This is a genomic window from Pontibacter vulgaris (genome assembly GCF_022758145.1).
Taxonomy (GTDB): domain Bacteria; phylum Bacteroidota; class Bacteroidia; order Cytophagales; family Hymenobacteraceae; genus Pontibacter; species Pontibacter vulgaris.
In genome coordinates this window covers 42,893-61,996 of sequence record NZ_JAJVDH010000003.1, presented here as the reverse complement: position 1 = coordinate 61,996, position 19,104 = coordinate 42,893, and the positions used below count along the sequence as shown (strand labels likewise).

Here is a 19,104-nt window from a genome sequence, read left to right as displayed (position 1 = left end):
AGCTCAAATACAAAACCTGTATTTTTCCGGAATATTACTCCAGCAAGTATAAGAATATCTGCTAGCTTTTTCCGGCGTACTTTCTTACCAGCTTAAGCACCCACTCGTTTAGCTCTGGGTATACTCTAAAGCCCAGGGTAAGGCCTGCGTAAATGGCAGTAATAATAAGTGAGCGCACAGTAATATCGAGGAACACATTGCCTAAATACGGCAGGAGGTAAGAGGCGCCAAGCGCAACGGCTGCAATTACAGTTATACTAACCGAACTCCACGTAAAAGGCTGCATTTTATAGATCCACTGCACAAAAAATAATCGCGCAAGGTTGATTGTGATATAAGACAGCATAGAGGCAAATGCAGCACCGTTAATGCCGTAGAGCGGGATAAAAATATAGTTTGTCCAGATGGTAAGAAAGGCTAGTACAACGTTAAACAGTAAATCCCATCTATACTTATCGGAAGTGGCAAGTATAATTCCGTTTATACCTGTTGCCAGATCCACGAGCCGCGCCATTGCCAGGAACAGCACCACATACTTACCCGCACTATAACTCTTTGGCATAAAAGTATAAAGGTTATCGATATTCGCCCAGATACCGATAAAAAGCAGCAAGCCAATGATGAGATTGATAACTGTTATCTGCTTATAAAATTTCTCGAGGCCAATAAGGTCCTGATCTTTCCAGAACTCCGCCACCTGCGGGAATGCGATCTTTAAAACAGCAAGCGAAGGTGTGATAATGGCACTCGTTACAAAAAAAGCAGTCGTGTAAATGGCGTTATCGCCCAGGCTGTAGGAGCTTATCATGACCTGGTCCACGGTTTTAATAATGGTTACCGATATGTTGCCCATAAAAGTGAAGAGGCCAAACACCATCATTTCCCGGACAGGAAGTATGCGCAGCCCCTGTACCGATGGCCATAAGAACAGCTGTTTAAGCCACATAGTATAAACTATAAGCGACAGCGCCATTACAGAAGTTACGCCAATGTATAAGAGCACAAATTGCTGGAAGTTGATCCAGTTGAAAGCGTATAAGGCTATCAGCAGAGAGATAAGTATGCGCTGAAGAAAATCCTGTACAAAAGAGGAAATAATGGTTTTAAAGAACGACCGCAGGTAGGAGGTGAGCAGGTTAAACAGCAGCGTAAAAAACGACAGCGGTATTATGTAATAGTAATACGAACTGATAAGCGGCGACTCGGTATAATAGGAAATTATGGCTGGCTTGAAAAGTATAAAAAGCCCTGAAATAACTATAAAACCCAGGAACGGAACTGCCAGCAATAGGAACAGAAAGCCATGGTGCTTCTTTTCCTTGTCGCGGAAGTAAGGGAAATATTTAACGCTCATGTTCACAAAGCCCAGTGCCGAAAACTGTGCAAACATGGTGGCAATAGAAGTAAGCAAGCGCGTAAGGCCCACCTGCTCCTCATCCATAAAATTAGGAAAAAGAAGCACGGTGTTCACATACCCGATCAGGATACCGGCATACGATATGATGGTGTTCCAGATGCCTTCGCGCTGCAGCTTTTTACTCATTAACTATAGTTTAGGCTGCAAAACTATAGTTTATACTTTGTAAGGCAATCTAGTAGCAGCTATATATTTATAGATGCCTGCTCAGCAGCCTCAGAACAGGTAAGAAATGCAGTTCCGTTTGACTGTAGTTTTTTCAAGAGATCTTCTAATACTTTCCGCCAACTAGGCTCGCCTTTTGGCAATGGGTATTCCGAAAAAGAAGAAATATTTTCGTTGTGCCAGAGTATGGTACACAACCCGTTAAAGCGCATAATTTCCTGCAACATTGGTTCTATGGCTTCCAGCACCTCAGATGGTTTCAGGTGCATGTAATGCGGGTTTATGAGCGTAATATCCATCAGGTTTAGCGGCAACTCGAGGTAAGTATACGCTTTCCTGTTTTTAAAATCATAAGGGTAAAAGGGGTGGCAATAAGAATTCCGGAATCCAAAATGATCGGCAAAGCCCAGCGTAGAATCATACTTTAAACCACTTTGATCGAGCAGTTGAGGTGTTTTTTCGGGTATATGGCACAGGTAATGAAAGCGGTTACCAAGCGGCTTTACAGGAAGTTTCCGTGCATCCGACTTGAGTTGCTGCAAATCGTTGGTGGTGCCAAAGCTGCCGTGTATACTTACTTCGTGGCCTTTTTCGCTTATACTTTTGGCCAGTTGCTGATACTTGGGTTTGGTGATGTCGTAATCGGCATTGGGGTTACCATTGTAGCGCTGGTTGCTGGCCAGCATAAAGTAAGTTGCCCTGGCGCCAAAGCGTTCAGCAAGCAACATGCTATCGGGCAGGTTATTCCAGGGGTCTTTGCTGAACATGTTTTTGAGCTGCAACACCGTGAAATTCTTAAAATTACCACTCTGAAGTAAAGGCATGCCAGCTACTTTCCAGGCCGAGTGCAGGCGATCTACATCATAAGTGAGGCAGGTTGCAAAGCTGCTTCCATTTGGCCAGGTTCGGTATTGTAACTTTTTGCCATGCACCTGCTCAATAGCTTTTCGCAGCACCTCGAAATAGTAATTTACTACAGGCTTTGTTATGATATTATACTTGGCCTGTACACTGGCTTTGTAAGTATAACGACCGAATTTATCACGCTCTACGCCATAGTGCTCCTGCCAGCCGCTAAGCAAATAAAAAGCCGAAGAAATGATGTCGTAATTGATAGTGGCAACGCCATCTGCATAAGTTATAACATCCTGTGAAGCATCTTCTTCGAAGAAAAATGGCATTCGCATACCCTCCCATTCTTTCCAGACAACCTGGTTTGGCCGTGGCCTTTTGCCTTCGAAAAAACTACCTGTATACTTGCGGATGTTGATACTGCCACGCTCGGTACTCGGCGTACCTGTGTAATTTAAAACTATACTTTCTGAGCCTGGAAAAAGGCTGCGAAAATGAAGAAGGACGTAATCTAATTTAAACAAAGCTACCTAAGGACTTCAAGCCAGCCTTTATATACTTTTTTAGTTTGCCGGCTGGTTAGTTGATAATAATACACACCAGTCGGTACATTTGCGGCCGACCAGTTGTTATCATAACGTGCACTTTTGTAAATACATTTTCCCCAGCGGTTAAAAATTTCTATTTCAAGATAGGATGGGTCTGCCCCTTCTACAACAAAAGCATCATTATTGCCGTCTCCATTAGGGGTTATTATATTCGGGATAATCGGACATACACGTTTGACAACTGTTTCGTGTAAAAAATTACAACCATTAAGAGAGATATTGACGCGATAGGTGCCGGGCTGTACTACTTGTAATGTAGGCGTAGTTTGGCCATTATTCCAAAGGTATGTGGCTCCGGCTACAGTGGCATCAAGCATAACTGATTCGTTTTCATAAATAGTATACTCTGGTAACCAATTTAGATAGGGCTCTTGTTGTACTGCTACTTTTATTTCACTACGTGCGGTACATCCATTGGAGTTTGTTGCCTCTGCCCAGTAAGTTCCAGCTGAGGATATGGTTATAGAAGGAGTAGTAGCCCCGGTACTCCATTTAATTGTTTCGCCGCTCCCGGCTGCAACACTTAAGGTAGCAGTAGCTCCTGAGCAAATAGTGTTTGGCCCGGTTATAGTTAGGGGAGCATTAACTTGGCTTATGGCGGCAAACTCACCATAGTTGGCAGAAGCATTATAAACGATGACGGGAGTATTTACTGTATCAGCAACGGCACCCCAGGTAGAAGCTGAGTTATCAGACCTGCGGAAAAGCTTTCCACCACAGTAAAGAGCATACTGCTTAAACCATATTTTATACTTTTTGTCGCTGTCTCCAACCTTAAACAAACCATAGTATTCTTTTACCTCCTGTGGGTTTGGTATGATGCCGTTTGAATTGGTAGGAGGAGAGGCTATCTGGTATAAATGAAAGCCCTTGATAGCTTGGTCAATGTTGGTGACAGAAAAATTGGCAATATCCGTTACCATTTCAAGCGATGCATTCCAGTTATCGGTATACCTGTATACACTTTTATCTCCAATCGGTGCTCCGGATAATGTCCAGGCGGCAGAGGTCATATTGCGGAAGGTGCCGTTTATTTTAGAAGAACTTAAATCCTCGACTAAAGTACCGGAAGAAGCATCAAACCTGTAATAAGCAACCAAATCAGCAGTTGTAGGTGATATTTTCTGACACATGTTCTTACGAATTTCAGATTCTGTAAGGGCTTTCCTCCAAATTCTTACTTCGTCAATTTGGCCTGTATAGGTTTCATTATCTGATACAAAATCTTTTCCGATTGCAAGTGGTGCCGTACTAGTAAGATCAGTGTTTGGATATCCCGAAATAAACTGGGACTGTAGGATCCCATCCACATATATTTGCCAAATGCCATTGTTGCATATACCAGCTAAGTGATGCCAATTATTATCGTTAACAAATACACTGGAATAGCCTGAGTTTTTATAATTCCCTGATCCGTCACGACCAGCAAAGGCTGCTTTCCCATCTTTAATAATAAGATGATACCCTCCTTCAGAGTAACGATCATATTTGCCCAATACCCAATGATATTTAAAAGAACCAGTTTTTACCCATGCTTCGGCAGTAATAATGTTTTTTATATTTCTGTTACTTGTACCGCAATCAATATAATCATCCATGCCATCTAATCTGATAGCATTTACAGGACCTTGCGCATGTACTGAAAAAAAACTGAAAATTGTAAGAGCACTTAGCAGAAGCGTAACAACTGTTTTCAAAGGAGGTATAGTTTCTGGTTACTAATATTAGTAGTTACTAATATAGGATTTAATTTAGCTAGTTCCAGATAAATTCTTTGATAATGTCTAAACTCAGTTGCCCACTTTTACCATCATATGCAGTGCCAACAGTAGCATTGTAATATTTTGCACGAAGGAATACTTCTGGCTTTTCGAACATGTGTTGCTGCAAAAGTTGTTTTAAACCTTCATAATCTACAGCGGCATCTACCAAGCCGTGCTGAACATAGCCGTAGTAATCATGAAGCTGCTCCTTGGTGTTCATGTTGTAGAAGATTGACCACACATTGAGTAGCACTGCTTCCAGATGGATGCCGGAGTTACCACTTATCTGTACATCAATCTGCTGCAAATAGTCAAATGTAGCAACCTTCTTTCCGTTAGAAATAGAGATGTTCGGGCTTTTACCTGCTATACTTTTAAAGTTGCGGGTGTCGCGTGGGTGGGGGCGAAGTAAAAAGATAATCTCTGGAAAGTCAGTAGCAAGCTGGCGTAGCAGGTATTCAATCTCTGCAATATTGTCCATTAAGTTGCAGCCAATACCTATAGTTTTTATTTCCTTATTCGTATTCCGGAAGGGTACATAGGCATCGGCTTTCGGCATACCAACCAGTTCCACAAGACCTTCTACTGGGCCACACTGTTTATACTTGTCGAGGGAGTCCTGGCCTTCCAGCAGGTTGAAATCGAACTGCAACGGCGGGAAAATTGGGCTAACGCTGGCGTGCTGAATATAAGCAGTTTTTATACCTGCAGCCTTAGCCGCAAGCAACATGGCGCGGGCATCAGCATTATGGTCGTTAGCAAAAACGATGGCTGCAGGTTTATACTTGCGCAGCTTTTGCAGATATACTTCATAAAAACCTACTGCATCAAACAGCACATCAAAAAACCGCAGTGTGCTATTTTTGTTATATTTTAAAAAGTTGAAGAACAGTGGAAAGAATAAGTAGTAGTAACCTATTTTAGACCTCAGCGAAATCCGGCTGACAATGTTTTTATACTTGCCAAGTTCTTTACTCTGGCCAGCTACAAAAACGGTATCTGGTAATCCATCTTTAATGAATTTAAGGCTGTCATAGTTGTTCTGACTTACCACATAAAGCCATACTTTGCCATGCAGCTCATTTCCTTTCTCTACGGACTTAAAAAGATTGCCGATAAGCCTGACCAAGGTATAACCTGCCATCCTGAACAGACGCATCCATAACCTGGTTGGGGAGACGGCATTTTTAGCACTTTCCGGCAGGTTATAGAAACCTTCAGAGAAGTGCAGATGCAGTATATTGCTGTAAATGGCGTACCATTTTTTCATGGGCTATACCATGTCCCAGGTTAAGGGTGTACCGGCTTTAATGTTTGTTGCGGCGGGTTTGCCTAATAGTTCGTCGTAATGCTTTGGTGCAAGTCCCAGCCCCGGACGAATCACGCGGATATTTTCTTTTGTAAAAGCTTCCCCTGCGGCAATGTCTTTGGCTGCATACACTGAACGCTTGAACAGGCGACTTTTTTCTTCTGCTTTCTGCACGCCATATTGCACATGTCCCATCGCCAGCCACGCCCTTTCAGACTCCACCACCAGCATTTTTAATTCTTCGGGCTCCAAGGAGAAAGCAGAATCCACACCGCCGTCAGCACGACGAAGGGTAAAGTGTTTCTCGATTACCGTTGCTCCTAATGCCACAGCCGCCACAGCCGCGCCTACACCCATGGTATGGTCTGATAAGCCCACCTGCACGCCGTACAGTTCGCGCATGTGTGGTATGGTAAGCAGGTTGGTGTTTTCAGGGGTAGAAGGGTAGGTGCTGGTGCATTTGAGAAGTATAAGTTCTTTACAGCCTGCCTCGCGTAAGACCTGCACGCCTTCGGCAACTTCCTGCACAGTGGCAGCCCCAGTGCTCATAATGACCGGTTTACCCGTCGCAGCTACCTTGCGCAACAACGGGTGATCAGTGTTTTCAAACGAAGCGATCTTGTAAACCGGAGCACCCAGTTCTTCCAGGAAATCAACTGCCGTTTCATCGAATGGCGACGAGAAAGCGAGCATGCCACGCTCTTTTGCACGATCAAATATCGGCTGGTGCCATTCCCATGGGGTGTAAGCTTCTTTGTACAGGTCGTAGAGTTCGCGGCCTTTCCAGAGCGAGCCTTCATCCTCAATAGTGAATGCGCCCGGCAAGGTCATAGTATCTGCCGTATAGGTTTGCAGTTTTATAGCATCGGCCCCAGCATCAGCGGCAGCATCAACAATAGCAAGCGCGCGTTCCAGCGACTGGTTATGGTTGCCAGACATTTCGGCAATGATGAAAGGTTTATGATTGGGACCAACCAAACGGCCGGCAATGTTTATATCCTGAATCATTTTATACTTGTTAAATGCTATTATCCAGCTTAATTGTAAACCGGAAAGCTTCCGGAAAACGTGGGTCGGGAACAGCGTATGCAAAACCTGCTTTTTCGAATGCTCTAACCGAAGCCGGGTTACTTTTTTGTACCAGTCCCTCTATCTGCTTGATTCCGGGTTTGTCTTGTTGCAGCTTTTTTATGCCTTTTAACAATACAATATGGCCCAAGCCTTTGCCCCGGTATTTCTCAGAAATAAGGTAACTTAATACAGCCGTTTCTGACTTAAAATCAAACCGGATATGGGCAGCCGGATCATCCCCAATGGTTGCAAGGTATAACGCCGACAATGGGTCAGCAAGTTTAATATTGAACCAGCGGGTATGATTTTCAAGCAGAATAGGTTCTGTATTAAAAGAGTTTCGTCGTACTTCGGGGTCATTTGCCCAATTGTAAAGCAGCATCAGATCCTGCTCGTTTACAAGGCGCAGTTTCATAGCTGTAGTCAGGCTCAGGCTGCGGAAAACCTCGCGGTAAACTTCCGGACTATTGCCTGTAAAATAATGCCGTTGCTGTAGCACAACTTTGTTAAATATTTCCTTCCAATCTTTTTTCAGAAGTATACTTTGTAATTCCTCGTACTTAAATGCCAGACCGGTTTGTAGTAAAAACTGGCATAAGTTTTCCTGGTTATCGGCTGTCTGCAGCACAAAGAGCAGGCCACTTACTGCACAATACTCATAAGCTATACCACTGGGCGACGTTATGGCAATCGGGCATTGCTGCATCAGGTTGCGCATTTCGGTTGCGCTCAGGTTAGTATATACTTTAAAACGTGGTTTATTCTGTAACCATTCCTGTAGTTGCTGCAAATGCGTGTAAGCTCCACCCACAACTATGGAAACCTGATCTAAAATGGCTATTCCGTCAAGCTCTCTCGCTATTTGCAAAGTATGATTATGAGGGTCGGCGCCGCCCATATTCAGCAGCAGCCGGGCTGCACTATTTGGTATTGCTCTTTCCAGTCTAGCAGCCTCCAGGAATGGTTTCCGGAGCAGCGCATACTTTGGGCCGAGGTAAAACCTGGTATAAGGCTTGGCCCGATACATTTCCGGCGTAATACCACCGGCCTGGTTAATAATGGCATCAGCTACAAAAGAATCGGTATGCAGATCATCAATGCAAACCAGTGCCGCGCCTTTACGCTTTATATTTTCCTGATAAGCCGTGCCGAAAGTATAGCCATCCAGCACCACGATTTCTTCACTGGAAACATAAGCATCCAGCTCGTGCAGGTATCTTTCTTCGGTAGGTGCGCAGGGCGGAAGTATAATAATACCGCTGCAAACGCTCCTGATCTGCTCCTGTAACTCATTGTTCGGAGACTGAATAGCAAATACACATTCAAACTCCTCGCGCAGCATTTCGGCAAGCGCCAGCGAACGCACTACATGGCCTAAACCGATGCGGCTGTTGCCATCAGCACGGAAAATAATGCGGGTTTTAGGACTCATGGGTTTTGTAGTTCTCGATAACAGTTGCTGCCTTTTCCATACCATAACGCATTAACAAGCTTTTCGCATCTGCCAATTCTACTTCTTCTGAAAAGTATACTTTCTTCTGGCTGTTAGAACTGTTTATTTCCGGTAACCAAGGATACTTTTGCAACACTTCTTCCATTGCCTGAAAACTAAAGCTTTTTTCTAAGTCATTTACTTTCTCGAGCAGCAACGACAACATAGCAAAATCGCTTGGGTAATCTACTGTTAGGCGGACATTTTGTAATTGCATGTTTACTTCATTACTATAATCTAGCTTTGCGACTTTAAAGTCTTGCTTGCTACTATATAAGTAGGGAGTAACATGTTCGTGCTCAAAGGTTTCTGTTGCATGCTCATGAGCTTGTTCCAAGGCAGCAAATGCCATTATTTCCAGGTTAGTACCTAATGGTAAACCCTCGGTGCGGGTGTAATCGTTTTGCTGTGAAATATGAGTTGTAATGGCCTTATCTAGTATGGCAGGTACAATACAAGGATTGTCACCAGTCAGCCTTACTACTACATCTAATTCTTTTTGGCGGGCTGCCTGGTAAAACCTGTCGAGTACATTTTCTTCGCTGCCTCTGTAGCATGTTATACCCTTGGCCTGGCAGAAAATAGCTATTGCATTGTCTTTTGATGTATCTGTGGTTGCAACTACAACAGAAGTTATCAGTTTACTTTCCAGGGCTCTGATAATGACATGGTCCAATAAAGCAGGGCCACCACCAAAGGGAAGTGGGAGCAAGGCTTTGTTTGGTAATCGCTCAGAGCCTAACCTTACCTGTATAACGGCACCAATGTGAGGAGGGTTTACCATGCTGTCCAGCCTCCGTCTACCATCAGGTTCTGGCCTGTTATATATGAAGATGCATCAGATGCAAAGAAAACAAAAGCTCCCTTTAATTCTTCAGGTTGGCCAATTCTGCCCATCGGGTTCTTTCTGTTGAGCTGCTCTATAAATACTTCATCCTGTTGCACATTCGGATTTGGGAAAGGGCCCGGGCTTATACAATTTACAGTAATGCCTTGCTGAGCCAGGTAACAAGCAAAATATTTGGTAAGTTGTACCACACCTGCTTTTGCAGCACCATAATGGGGCGGATTAAGCGAGGCTGGGCTCTCTTCGTAAATATTGAAGTCAGGAGAAACCACCCCATACATAGAGGCTACGTTAATGATCCTGCCTGATTGTTGTGCTTTCATGAAAGGAATAACCTCGCGGATGCAGCGGTAAACGCTGTTCAGGTTACCGTCTATGCCAAATGCCCATTGTTCGTCTGTGAGTTGTTCCGGGTTCTGGCCTGCAGAATAGAAGGCATTATTTACCAGGATATCCAGGCGCTGGTGCTGCGTGTGCACTTCCTGAAAGGCTCTGGCTATACTTGCCGAGTCTGCAATATCGCAATGCTGGAAGTATAAATTTGGCAGTTTTTCTTTCTGGAATGCATCTTTAAATTTTTGCTGACTTCGTCCCAGTACGTATACTTCAGCGCCCGCCTCTGCCAGGCCCATAGTTATGGCACTACCCAGATGGCCGTAACCACCGGTAACCAAAGCCACTTTGCCTTGCAATGAGAAAAGGCTGTTCAGGGAGTTAATCATGCTATATTCCATTTGTAAGGCAGCAAAATATTTTCATCTGCTACTTTATACTTTTTGAGTTCTGGTATCAAACTCTGCACTTGGGATGCATACTGATTTATACTTAGATTTTCCTGTAAGGCAGTAAGGCTATCAACACCAATCACAATCTTATCAATATTGGGTTGGTTTAGCACAAAATGCATTAATACAGCCTCTAAAGGTATAGCTGCCTTAATTGCCTTATTCTGCAAAGAGCGAAGACTATCTGCTACCCCGGCAAAATAGGGCGGGAGGCTATAAGGTTGCATAAAAAACAGCCCTTGCAGGAATACGGAGCGAACATGTGTCTCAATACCTTTCGTTTTGAGAGCAGGCATCACCTCATCAAATCGCTGATCGAAAACGCTGTATGGAAACTGTGTAAGGTTGAAATTGATATTTTTTTCCAGTAATTCCTGTGCTTCTGATGGGTGGTATAAAGAGAATCCAATGTTCGAGATCAGGCCTTCTTCTTCCAGTAAGTATAGCTGTTCCAATACTTCCGGATGCTGCTGGTAAATGCTGAAGCTGTGCAGCATATAACCCTGTAAAGTTGATACTCCTAACTTATAGAGAGAAGCTTCGACTATTTTACGAACCTCACCAGCAGATTGAACAAGTGGAAGTTTAGAGATAATATTGAATTTGAGCCCGGTTTCTTTTAAAGCTTTACCAAGTATAATTTCGCTTTCACCGTAGGCAGCAGCCGTGTCCAGCGTGGTTACGCCATGGTTATAGGCATAGTCTACTATGCGGCAGACTTCCTCCAGCGGCACTTGTCCTTTGGTATTGCTTATACCGTAGTTCAAACCGAACTGTACAGTACCTAATACAATTTTTTCTGTTCTGAAACCTGCTGCCATTGTGAAATTACCTGCCCACGAATTCCTTCACTTTCGCAATCACAAATTCCTGCTCTTCAGCTGTCAAACTAGGGTACATCGGCAGGCTCAGGCATGCGCTGTAGTAGTGCTCCGATTCCGGGAAATCACCTTTTTTAAACCCAAGGCCACGGTAATATGGCATGGTATGCGCCGGAATGTAGTGCACCTGGGCAAAAATGTTGTGCTGTCGCAGGAAGTCGTATAAGCCTTTACGATTAGCTATTTTTATAACATATAAGTGGTAAGCATGGCCAGTATCGCCGTTCTCAGAGATAGCCTCAGCAGATGTGCCCAGTACTTCAATACCTGCTACTTCAGCAAATGCCTCATCATATACTTTGGCTATGCCTTTACGACGCGCAAGGCCGGCTTCGGCACGCTGTAACTGGGTAACGCCCAGGGCGCAAAGCATATCCGGCATTCTATAGTTGTAGCCCAGTTCCTGCATTTCCATGTACCAGCCGCCATGGTTTTCTTCGAGCAGTTGCGGGTCACGGGTGATGCCATGGGTACGGTAGAGCAGAAGCTTCTGGTAAAGTGCTTCGTCATTGGTGGTAATCATGCCGCCTTCGCCGGTGGCAATGTGTTTTACCGGGTGGAAAGAGAAAATAGCCAGGTTCGCAAACTTTCCGTTGCCGCAAAGCTGCTTTTCGCCCTTACTATCTGTAAAATAACCGCCCGGCGCATGGCAGGCATCTTCTATGATCCAGAGTCCATACTCATCTGCCAGTTTACGGTATTCTTCCAGGTTTACCGGGTTGCCGGCAAAGTCTACTGGTATAACACCTGTGTAATAGCCTTTTGGTTTGCTCTCCAATAATGCACGCACTTTAGTAATATCCAGTAGGGCAGTGGCAGGGTCTATATCAGCAAACTCTACTGTGCCGCCACAGTAGCGTACGCAATTAGCCGAAGCTACAAACGTGATGGGTGTTGTAATTACCCGCGATTCCTCATTCACTCCCAAGGCCATGGTACATAGGTGCAAGGCCGCAGTACCATTACTAACAGCAACGGCATATTTAGCCCCAACATAAGCAGCAAAAGCCTGTTCAAACTCTGCTACCTTTGGCCCTTGGGTCAGAAAATCAGATTGCAGCGTTTCTACCACCGCATCAATATCTTCCTGGGTTATGTGCTGCCGTCCGTAAGGGATAGGCTTGCGAATAGTTTTGAGTTCTGAGTTCTGAGTCACGCGTTTGAAATCTTGTGTCTTAATTCTTTAAACGGCAAAGTTCGGATCTACGTGCTGGCGGATCTGGTCGCGAAGTTGCTCAGCATCCAGCCATTCGTCGTTGGTGCCGGAGTTATACTTAAAGCCCAGTGGCACCATTTTTCCGTTAAATGCTTCCAGGAACTGCTCGGTTGTCCAGGTTGGGGTAGACGGAAGTATAACGTAATATTTATCCAGCTCCACCGTGTTTAGTGAGTCCGTCTCGGTGATCATTTCCTCGTGCAGTTTCTCGCCCGGGCGGATGCCTACGATTTGCTGCTCGCAATCTGGTCCGATAGCTTTGGCAAGCTCTGTAATTACGTACGATGGAATTTTAGGAACAAAGATCTCGCCACCCCAGTGCGTTTCCAGGGCATGAAATACCATTTCTACGCCTTCCTCCAACGAGATATTAAAGCGGGTCATGTCCGGGTGTGTGATGGGTAAAATACCTTCTTCGCGCTTTTTCAAAAAGAACGGCACCACCGAGCCACGCGAACCGATTACGTTGCCATAACGGACTACCGAGAACTTAATGTCGCGCTTGCCTTTCATGTTGTTGGCAGCCACAAACAGTTTATCTGAACACAGTTTGGTAGCGCCGTAAAGGTTAATAGGCGCAGCAGCCTTATCTGTAGACAGCGCCACAACATCCTTTACACCGCTATCCAGGGCTGCGTTAATGATGTTTTCGGCGCCCAACACGTTCGTTTTGATGCACTCCATCGGGTTATACTCCGCAGCAGGCACCTGTTTCATGGCCGCCGCATGGATAATGATATCAATACCTTCGCATGCACGCTTAAAGCGCTCACCGTCGCGCACATCGCCAATAAAATAACGGATGGATTTATACTTGCTGTGTGGGAAAGTTTGCGACATTTCGAATTGCTTCAGCTCGTCGCGGGAGTAGATCACAAGGCGCTTCACATCCGGGAAACGTGCGTACACCATTTCTACAAATTTCTTTCCGAACGAGCCCGTGCCGCCCGTTACCAATATAGACTTGTGATTAAGGTCTAATGCCATGCTGTGTTTTATACTTTATACTTTGGGTAGATTTTTATACCCATTTGGGATGCAATTTACATGATTCATGTACTAGTTCCGAATGCTTGGTTCTGAATTAATAGCAGATAAACTATCTTTTTAACGTAGATAGCTTCTATTAGCAGTTTTCTATACTCTGAGACATTAATTTTGTACCTTTCAGGCTATACTTTTAATGCATATGCTTAAGAAGGCACTCTTCGGGATATTACATGCCGCCGGTTACTATTTCCGTTATACTTCGGTGCTGCACCATGCTTCTAAAAAAGGGATGGCGCCAACGCAGGTTTTATACTTTAATGAACAGGAAAAAGCATTTCTCGAGCAATCGGCTGCGAGCTTTAACTATAGCATAGATTACAGTTTAGGCTACCGGGTAAAAGACCAATACCTGGTGCGGTTGCCAAATGCGGAATTTCTTGGCAATTCGGGTGCTGTAGTTTTAGAAGGTAAACTGGTTGTGGAATCAGTGTTTGATGTAAGCCGGTTGGCAAAGTCTCCGGCATTTAAAACGCCTGCTCTGTTGTTGCCAAAGTATAAAAAAGGAATTTATACTTCCATCCTGCATTTGCCCTGGGCCGCTAATAACAATTATCACTGGTTTTTCGATTGCCTGCCTCGTTTATACTATCTGTTACTGGAAATTAAGGAGCCAATCCATATCATCATGCGCCGCGATCTGCCGTCTTATATGCTTCAGACGCTTGAATTTATAGTTCAGGAGTACCCGCAGGCTAAACTTGCATACATTGGCAAGCATGAAAAGTGGGAGGTCGAAGAATTTATACTTCCGTCGTTTATAGCCAATGCCCAAAGCGGTTACCTACCTACAGAGGTGGGAGCGTGGCTGCAAAATAAAATATGGAAAGGCTACCAGGTAAAGCAAACCGGAAATAAAAACCGCATTTACATCAGTAGGGCCAACGCCAAAACCCGCCGTGTTCTGAATGAGCAGGATCTTTTACCGATACTTGCCAGGTATAATTTTGAAATCGTTCGTGCTGAGGAATTAAGCTACAAGGAGCAGGTGCAGTTGTTTTATACTTCAGAAGTTATAGTTGCGCCACATGGTGCCGGCCTCACAAACCTGTTATTTTCTGAGCAGAGTAAGGTTTTGGAATTTCATCCTGCCAATCTCATAAAGACACATTATTTCCTGCTAAGCAAAGGGCTTGGGTTTGAATATGCGGCTGTTATCGGCAGTATAGGCGATGCCCGTGAAAATTACACTATAGATGTGCAGGAGGTGGAGGACTGGCTGGAGAAGTTATAGCAAACTGAAGTTATTTGTTTTAAATTTAGTTGTAGCCAGTGGGTGTAGGATTATTAAATTATTCCGCATTTATAGTGCAGCTAGTAGGAGTAGGTACTCCTGCTAGCAGGGAGTTAGCAATAACCTAAATTCAGGAATTTTAATCAGAATGAAGAGTGGTATCATAATTTTAGGCAGTTCTAATAGTAATGGTACTACCAGGAAAATAGCTTCTTTTATTGGCGCAAGAACTGATTTCCCAATCATAGATCTGAATACCAAAATAATTGGAAAATTCGACTATGAATTTAATAACAGGGATGACGATTTTCTCCCTCTGATCAGGCATATAGTAGAATCCTATCAGATTATTGTTTTTGCCACCCTTGTATATTGGTACTCCATGAGCGGGACCATGAAAATCTTCTTTGACCGTCTCTCAGATTGTTTGAAAACAGAAAAAGAAACAGGCAGAAAATTAAGAGGAATGGAGATGGCCATTGTTTGCTGTGGTTGTGACCAGGAGTTAAAAGAAGGGTTTTATATGCCCTTTATTGAAACAGCAAAGTATTTAGGCATGACCTATCTGGGAAGTATGTATTGTATGGAGGAGAATGGCCTTCCTGTAATCAATGAAGCCGAAGTGGAGGCTTTTTTAAAGGGTGTAAGGGGATGAATATTCAGTTATATCTTGACAGGTTAAATTTCAAAAGCCAAATTTCTGTAAGCAAGGAAGTGCTTTTTGAGCTTCAGGCGGCTCATTTGTTGAGTATACCTTTCGAGAATTTAGACATTCACTATAACAATAAGATAAAATTAGATATAGCCTCCATTTACAAAAAGGTAGTCCTCAACCGCAGAGGTGGGTTTTGTTATGAATTAAATGGGCTGTTTTACCACCTTCTCAAGAACATAGGGTTTGACGTAAAGATGGTTTCAGGCAGGGTTTATTCCAAAGACGAGACTTATGGAGCGGAATACGACCACTTGGCTATTGTGGCTAATATAAATGGGGAGAACTATCTGGTAGATGTAGGCTTTGGGAAGTTTTCCTACAAACCACTTGAAATATTACTTGGTATTAACTTAAGCGATGAGTTTGGATCATTCAGGTTCGACAAGGCCTATGATGATTACCTGAGGATAAACTTAGTTGACGGGAATGGAAATTTGGTTCCTCAGTATTTATTTAAAGTAAATGAAAGAGAATTCTGGGAGTTTGAGGGAATGTGCGAATTCCACCAAACTAGCAAGGAGTCGCACTTCACAAGCAAAAAGGTTATTTCTATAATTACCAAAAACGGGCGAAAAACGCTTAACAACACACAATTAAAGATAACCGATGGTGATACCGAGAGCATAATAGAATTTGATGAAGAACTATTCGAATTTTACCTCAAGGAACATTTCAATATTGAAATAAACGGCAATTGCTAACAAGGTGTAAATGCCAGCCACGGCCGATTGCCTCGCCGTCGTTTACACTAGTACGTTACCTGAATTAGCGAATAATAAATTTAAAAGAATGTTTCTTGAATTAGGAGTAATGGTTTTGATATGGATAGGCTCTACGGTCATCTTCACTAATATTTTAACCCGCAAGAGTCAGGTACTTATTGCAAGAAGAAAATTTATCAAAGTAACAGCAGTATGCTTAACCCCCTTATTATATTCTGTAATAGCCTATTTGGGAATTATAATTTTAGATAGATCAGGAGTATTAAACCGACTAACTGATTACAGAAATTGGGAAACCTATATTTACTCATTTATCGCTATTAGTTTACTTATTTTCATTCCCATTCTCTCAATAAAAATAATCTTAAAACTAATCATTAAGAAGAATTACAGCAGGTAACAAAGTACATAAGCAAAGCTTCGGCTTCGCATCGACCATCGGATACACAAGCAAGGTTTTACCTTTTTACCCTCTCTATCTTACCTATACCTCATTTCACCACAGCTAAGTATAGCGTTACTAAATATTTCCTGCCCTGACCCTGGCTTACCTCACTGCTTTAAAAGGTTTTCGTACACTTTACTATTTCTGGTTTAAGCTTCAAATAATCATGTAATGGTATGGCCGATAAGAAGATAATTGCGGTATTTGGTGCAACGGGGGCGCAGGGAGGCGGTGTTGCGCATGCTATCCTGAACGATGCTAAAGGTGAGTTTGCAGTGCGGGCTATCACAAGAGATGCAATCTCGGAAAAGGCAAAAGAACTTGCCGGTTTAGGAGCAGAGGTAATAACTGCCGATATCGATGATCCGGAAAGTATAAAACAGGCCTTAAACGGAGCATACGGAGCCTATTTTGTTACCTTCTTCTGGGATCACTTCTCTCCCGAAAAAGAAATGGCTGAAGCAAAAAGTATGGCCGAAGCAGCCAAGGCGGCTGGCTTAAAGCACGTGATCTGGTCTACTTTGGAAGATACCCGGAAATGGGTGCCGCTGGAGGATGATCGCATGCCCACGCTGCAGGGGAATTATAAAGTACCTCATTTTGATGCCAAAGGCGAAGCCGATAAATTTTTTACAGACCTGGGTGTACCTACCACTTTCCTGAGAGCCTCCTTTTACTGGGATAACTTTGTGCATTTTGGAATGGGCCCCAAAAAAGGACCCGATGGCAAACTATACATTACCTTCCCGCTGGATGATAAAAAGATGGCAGGGATAGCCAGCGAAGATATTGGTAAGTGTGCTTATGGTATATTTAAAAAGGGAGAAGAACTGATTGGCAAAACCATAGGCGTGGCCGGCGAGCAGCTAACCGGACAGGAAATGGCCGAAAAGTTTACAAAAGCTTTGGGCCAGGAAGTACTGTATAACAACGTTTCGCCTGAGACCTACCGTAGTTTTGGTTTTCCGGGAGCGGATGATCTGGGCAATATGTTCCAGTTTTACCGCGACTTCGACCAGGTTTGCAACAGTGTCCGGGATGTTGGGTTTTCGAAGGAGTTAAATCCGGAGTTAAAATCTTTTGACAGGTGGCTGGCCGAAAATGCTAAGCGCATACCTATAGCTTAACTTCGTGTTTATACTTTGTTTGCCAGCAGCTGGTCTATACTTCTGAGGACATCATCAAAAGTATAAACAAGCTCACTTTTATACTTTATCAACCAATTGTTTAATTACCCCGGCCAGTTCCTCTGTTAAAGCCCTCCTGGAGAACTGTGAATGGTTTATGTAAGGCAGATCCAGGTTTGGATTTATTTTCCAGGCCTTGCTCATAAGCGCCATGTGGTCCAGCATCAGGTCATAGGCGGTGTAGTGGAACAGGCGGCCCGCGCCGCACTCATCAATGATCTGATCCATAGCAGAATGTACCGGGCCAAGTGCTACTATAGGTTTGTTTGATGCCAGGTATTCGAATAACTTGCCGGGTACGTTGGCAAATTCACTCGGCACATCGGCAATTGCCAGCAGCAACATGGTGCTCTCCATGAGGTATTTTATAGCTTCCTGGTGTGGCACGTGCGTTATAAATTCAGTTGCGCCCAGCAAGTTTGCTTTTTCGATCCGCTGCTTTACACCTTCCGATACCTTGCCCACAAAACGCAGTTTATAGTTGATATCGCTGTTAACAGACATCAGGTGCGCCACCACTTTCAGGAAAACATCGATGTTATAATTCTCTGTAATGGTACCGGTATAGGTTATCAGAAACGTATCTTTCGGTGGTGCAGACGGATGTATAAAATCAGCTTCGTCGTAACCGTTCGGGATTACGTGTATCTTATCTTCGTGTATGTTGGCCGGCTTGTTCAGGAAAAGGCGTTTGGTGTCTTCGCTGGTTACAATTACGGCATCGGCCTGCTCCAGTACCTGGCGTTCATACTTTTCGTCGAGGCGTTTTGCGATGGGCGTATGCAGCAGCTGATCGTAATAATGGATGTTGGTCCAGGGGTCGCGCAGGTCGGCTACCCATTTAATATTATACTTGCGGCGCAGCTTTAACCCTATTAATTGCGTAGAATGCGGCGGGCTTGTTGTAATAATTGCTTTATACTTGCCTTGTTGCAGTAATTCTTCTGCTTTTTTCAGGGCATGTTTGTTCCAGCCTACGCGGGCATCAGGTATAAAAAGGTTGCCGCGCACAAATTTAAAAAGCTTATCTACAAAAGTATCCTTGGCCTTTTGGTTGGCAAAGCCGCTGTAAGGTATTTCTTTTTTGCCCGAAAGCTTTTTGTAGTACTCAAATGGCTCGGATGTGGTGGTGCGGTAAACCTCCAGGTTATCAGGAACTTCGTTCAGAAAAGAATTGTCAAGAAGCGGGTAAGAGGCTTGTTTTTCATCAACAGTAAGTACAGTTGGTTTTACACCAAAGGCCGGCAGATATTTCACAAATTTCAGCCCGCGCTGCACGCCAGGCCCACCTGATGGAGGCCAGTAATATGATATATAAAGCAGGTTTAGTACGTCTGTTTTTTCCAAA

General features: G+C 43.9%; 16 protein-coding genes. 4 read left to right on the top strand and 12 right to left on the bottom strand.

All coding sequences use genetic code 11. From position 1 onward, the window contains the following. Positions 1-61 precede the first annotated feature (61 nt). The 11 genes from LWP20_RS05665 to pseB are packed head-to-tail and all read right to left on the bottom strand — an operon-like array spanning position 62 to position 13,393. On the bottom strand, positions 62-1,543 hold the full coding sequence (locus tag LWP20_RS05665; RefSeq protein WP_242927155.1) for a lipopolysaccharide biosynthesis protein: 1,482 nt from the start codon (positions 1,541-1,543) through the stop codon (positions 62-64). Between the two features lie 59 nt (positions 1,544-1,602). Further along, a complete protein-coding gene (locus LWP20_RS05660; RefSeq protein ID WP_242927154.1) occupies positions 1,603-2,958 on the bottom strand; it encodes a polysaccharide deacetylase family protein in 1,356 nt (451 codons plus the stop codon). A gap of 2 nt (positions 2,959-2,960) precedes the next feature. After that, positions 2,961-4,739, bottom strand: coding sequence for a LamG-like jellyroll fold domain-containing protein (locus tag LWP20_RS05655; protein ID WP_242927153.1), 1,779 nt, complete (start codon positions 4,737-4,739; stop codon positions 2,961-2,963). A gap of 58 nt (positions 4,740-4,797) precedes the next feature. Beyond that, the gene (locus tag LWP20_RS05650; RefSeq protein WP_242927152.1) at positions 4,798-6,075 is read right to left on the bottom strand and encodes a glycosyltransferase family protein; all 1,278 of its coding nucleotides are present in this window, start codon (positions 6,073-6,075) and stop codon (positions 4,798-4,800) included. Between the two features lie 3 nt (positions 6,076-6,078). Further along, on the bottom strand, positions 6,079-7,122 hold the full coding sequence (gene pseI, locus LWP20_RS05645) for a pseudaminic acid synthase (RefSeq protein ID WP_242927151.1): 1,044 nt from the start codon (positions 7,120-7,122) through the stop codon (positions 6,079-6,081). A 10-nt stretch (positions 7,123-7,132) separates the two neighbouring features. After that, a complete protein-coding gene (pseG, locus tag LWP20_RS05640) occupies positions 7,133-8,617 on the bottom strand; it encodes a UDP-2,4-diacetamido-2,4,6-trideoxy-beta-L-altropyranose hydrolase (protein ID WP_242927150.1) in 1,485 nt (494 codons plus the stop codon). Further along, on the bottom strand, positions 8,607-9,461 hold the full coding sequence (locus LWP20_RS05635) for a cytidylyltransferase domain-containing protein (protein WP_242927149.1): 855 nt from the start codon (positions 9,459-9,461) through the stop codon (positions 8,607-8,609). Before LWP20_RS05635 ends, pseG begins: the two co-directional genes overlap by 11 nt. Beyond that, the gene (locus tag LWP20_RS05630; protein ID WP_242927148.1) at positions 9,455-10,246 is read right to left on the bottom strand and encodes an SDR family NAD(P)-dependent oxidoreductase; all 792 of its coding nucleotides are present in this window, start codon (positions 10,244-10,246) and stop codon (positions 9,455-9,457) included. Before LWP20_RS05630 ends, LWP20_RS05635 begins: the two co-directional genes overlap by 7 nt. Next, on the bottom strand, positions 10,243-11,130 hold the full coding sequence (locus LWP20_RS05625; RefSeq protein ID WP_242927147.1) for an aldo/keto reductase: 888 nt from the start codon (positions 11,128-11,130) through the stop codon (positions 10,243-10,245). Before LWP20_RS05625 ends, LWP20_RS05630 begins: the two co-directional genes overlap by 4 nt. Before the next feature lie 7 nt (positions 11,131-11,137). After that, entirely contained in the window at positions 11,138-12,346 is a 1,209-nt protein-coding gene (pseC, locus tag LWP20_RS05620) for a UDP-4-amino-4,6-dideoxy-N-acetyl-beta-L-altrosamine transaminase (protein WP_242927146.1), read from the bottom strand. 27 nt (positions 12,347-12,373) lie between these two features. After that, positions 12,374-13,393, bottom strand: a complete 1,020-nt coding sequence (gene pseB / locus LWP20_RS05615) for a UDP-N-acetylglucosamine 4,6-dehydratase (inverting) (protein WP_242927145.1) — start codon at positions 13,391-13,393, stop codon at positions 12,374-12,376. A gap of 202 nt (positions 13,394-13,595) precedes the next feature. Between pseB and LWP20_RS05610 the strand changes: the two genes are divergently transcribed. From LWP20_RS05610 to LWP20_RS05595, 4 genes are all read left to right on the top strand, one after another. Beyond that, positions 13,596-14,687, top strand: a complete 1,092-nt coding sequence (locus LWP20_RS05610) for a glycosyltransferase family 61 protein (RefSeq protein WP_242927144.1) — start codon at positions 13,596-13,598, stop codon at positions 14,685-14,687. A 148-nt stretch (positions 14,688-14,835) separates the two neighbouring features. Continuing rightward, positions 14,836-15,342, top strand: coding sequence for a flavodoxin family protein (locus tag LWP20_RS05605; protein ID WP_242927143.1), 507 nt, complete (start codon positions 14,836-14,838; stop codon positions 15,340-15,342). Further along, positions 15,339-16,103, top strand: coding sequence for an arylamine N-acetyltransferase family protein (locus tag LWP20_RS05600; protein ID WP_242927142.1), 765 nt, complete (start codon positions 15,339-15,341; stop codon positions 16,101-16,103). The genes LWP20_RS05605 and LWP20_RS05600 overlap by 4 nt, the downstream gene beginning before the upstream one ends. Before the next feature lie 642 nt (positions 16,104-16,745). After that, positions 16,746-17,696, top strand: coding sequence for an NmrA/HSCARG family protein (locus LWP20_RS05595; RefSeq protein ID WP_242927141.1), 951 nt, complete (start codon positions 16,746-16,748; stop codon positions 17,694-17,696). Between the two features lie 78 nt (positions 17,697-17,774). On the opposite strand, the gene LWP20_RS05590 is transcribed toward LWP20_RS05595, so the two are convergent. Further along, positions 17,775-19,103, bottom strand: a complete 1,329-nt coding sequence (locus tag LWP20_RS05590; protein WP_242927140.1) for a glycosyltransferase family 4 protein — start codon at positions 19,101-19,103, stop codon at positions 17,775-17,777. Position 19,104: the final 1 nt, after the last annotated feature.

Excerpts from the sequence above, each read along its gene's own strand:
- LWP20_RS05635 (WP_242927149.1), bottom strand. The coding sequence starts at position 9,461 with ATGGTAAACCCTCCTCACATTGGTGCCGTTATACAGGTAAGGTTAGGC.
- LWP20_RS05605 (WP_242927143.1), top strand. The coding sequence starts at position 14,836 with ATGAAGAGTGGTATCATAATTTTAGGCAGTTCTAATAGTAATGGTACT.
- pseI (WP_242927151.1), bottom strand. The coding sequence starts at position 7,122 with ATGATTCAGGATATAAACATTGCCGGCCGTTTGGTTGGTCCCAATCAT.
- LWP20_RS05630 (WP_242927148.1), bottom strand. The coding sequence starts at position 10,246 with ATGATTAACTCCCTGAACAGCCTTTTCTCATTGCAAGGCAAAGTGGCT.
- LWP20_RS05610 (WP_242927144.1), top strand. The coding sequence starts at position 13,596 with ATGCTTAAGAAGGCACTCTTCGGGATATTACATGCCGCCGGTTACTAT.
- LWP20_RS05595 (WP_242927141.1), top strand. The coding sequence starts at position 16,746 with ATGGCCGATAAGAAGATAATTGCGGTATTTGGTGCAACGGGGGCGCAG.
- pseB (WP_242927145.1), bottom strand. The coding sequence starts at position 13,393 with ATGGCATTAGACCTTAATCACAAGTCTATATTGGTAACGGGCGGCACG.
- pseG (WP_242927150.1), bottom strand. The coding sequence starts at position 8,617 with ATGAGTCCTAAAACCCGCATTATTTTCCGTGCTGATGGCAACAGCCGC.
- LWP20_RS05665 (WP_242927155.1), bottom strand. The coding sequence starts at position 1,543 with ATGAGTAAAAAGCTGCAGCGCGAAGGCATCTGGAACACCATCATATCG.
- LWP20_RS05650 (WP_242927152.1), bottom strand. The coding sequence starts at position 6,075 with ATGAAAAAATGGTACGCCATTTACAGCAATATACTGCATCTGCACTTC.
- LWP20_RS05625 (WP_242927147.1), bottom strand. The coding sequence starts at position 11,130 with ATGGCAGCAGGTTTCAGAACAGAAAAAATTGTATTAGGTACTGTACAG.
- LWP20_RS05600 (WP_242927142.1), top strand. The coding sequence starts at position 15,339 with ATGAATATTCAGTTATATCTTGACAGGTTAAATTTCAAAAGCCAAATT.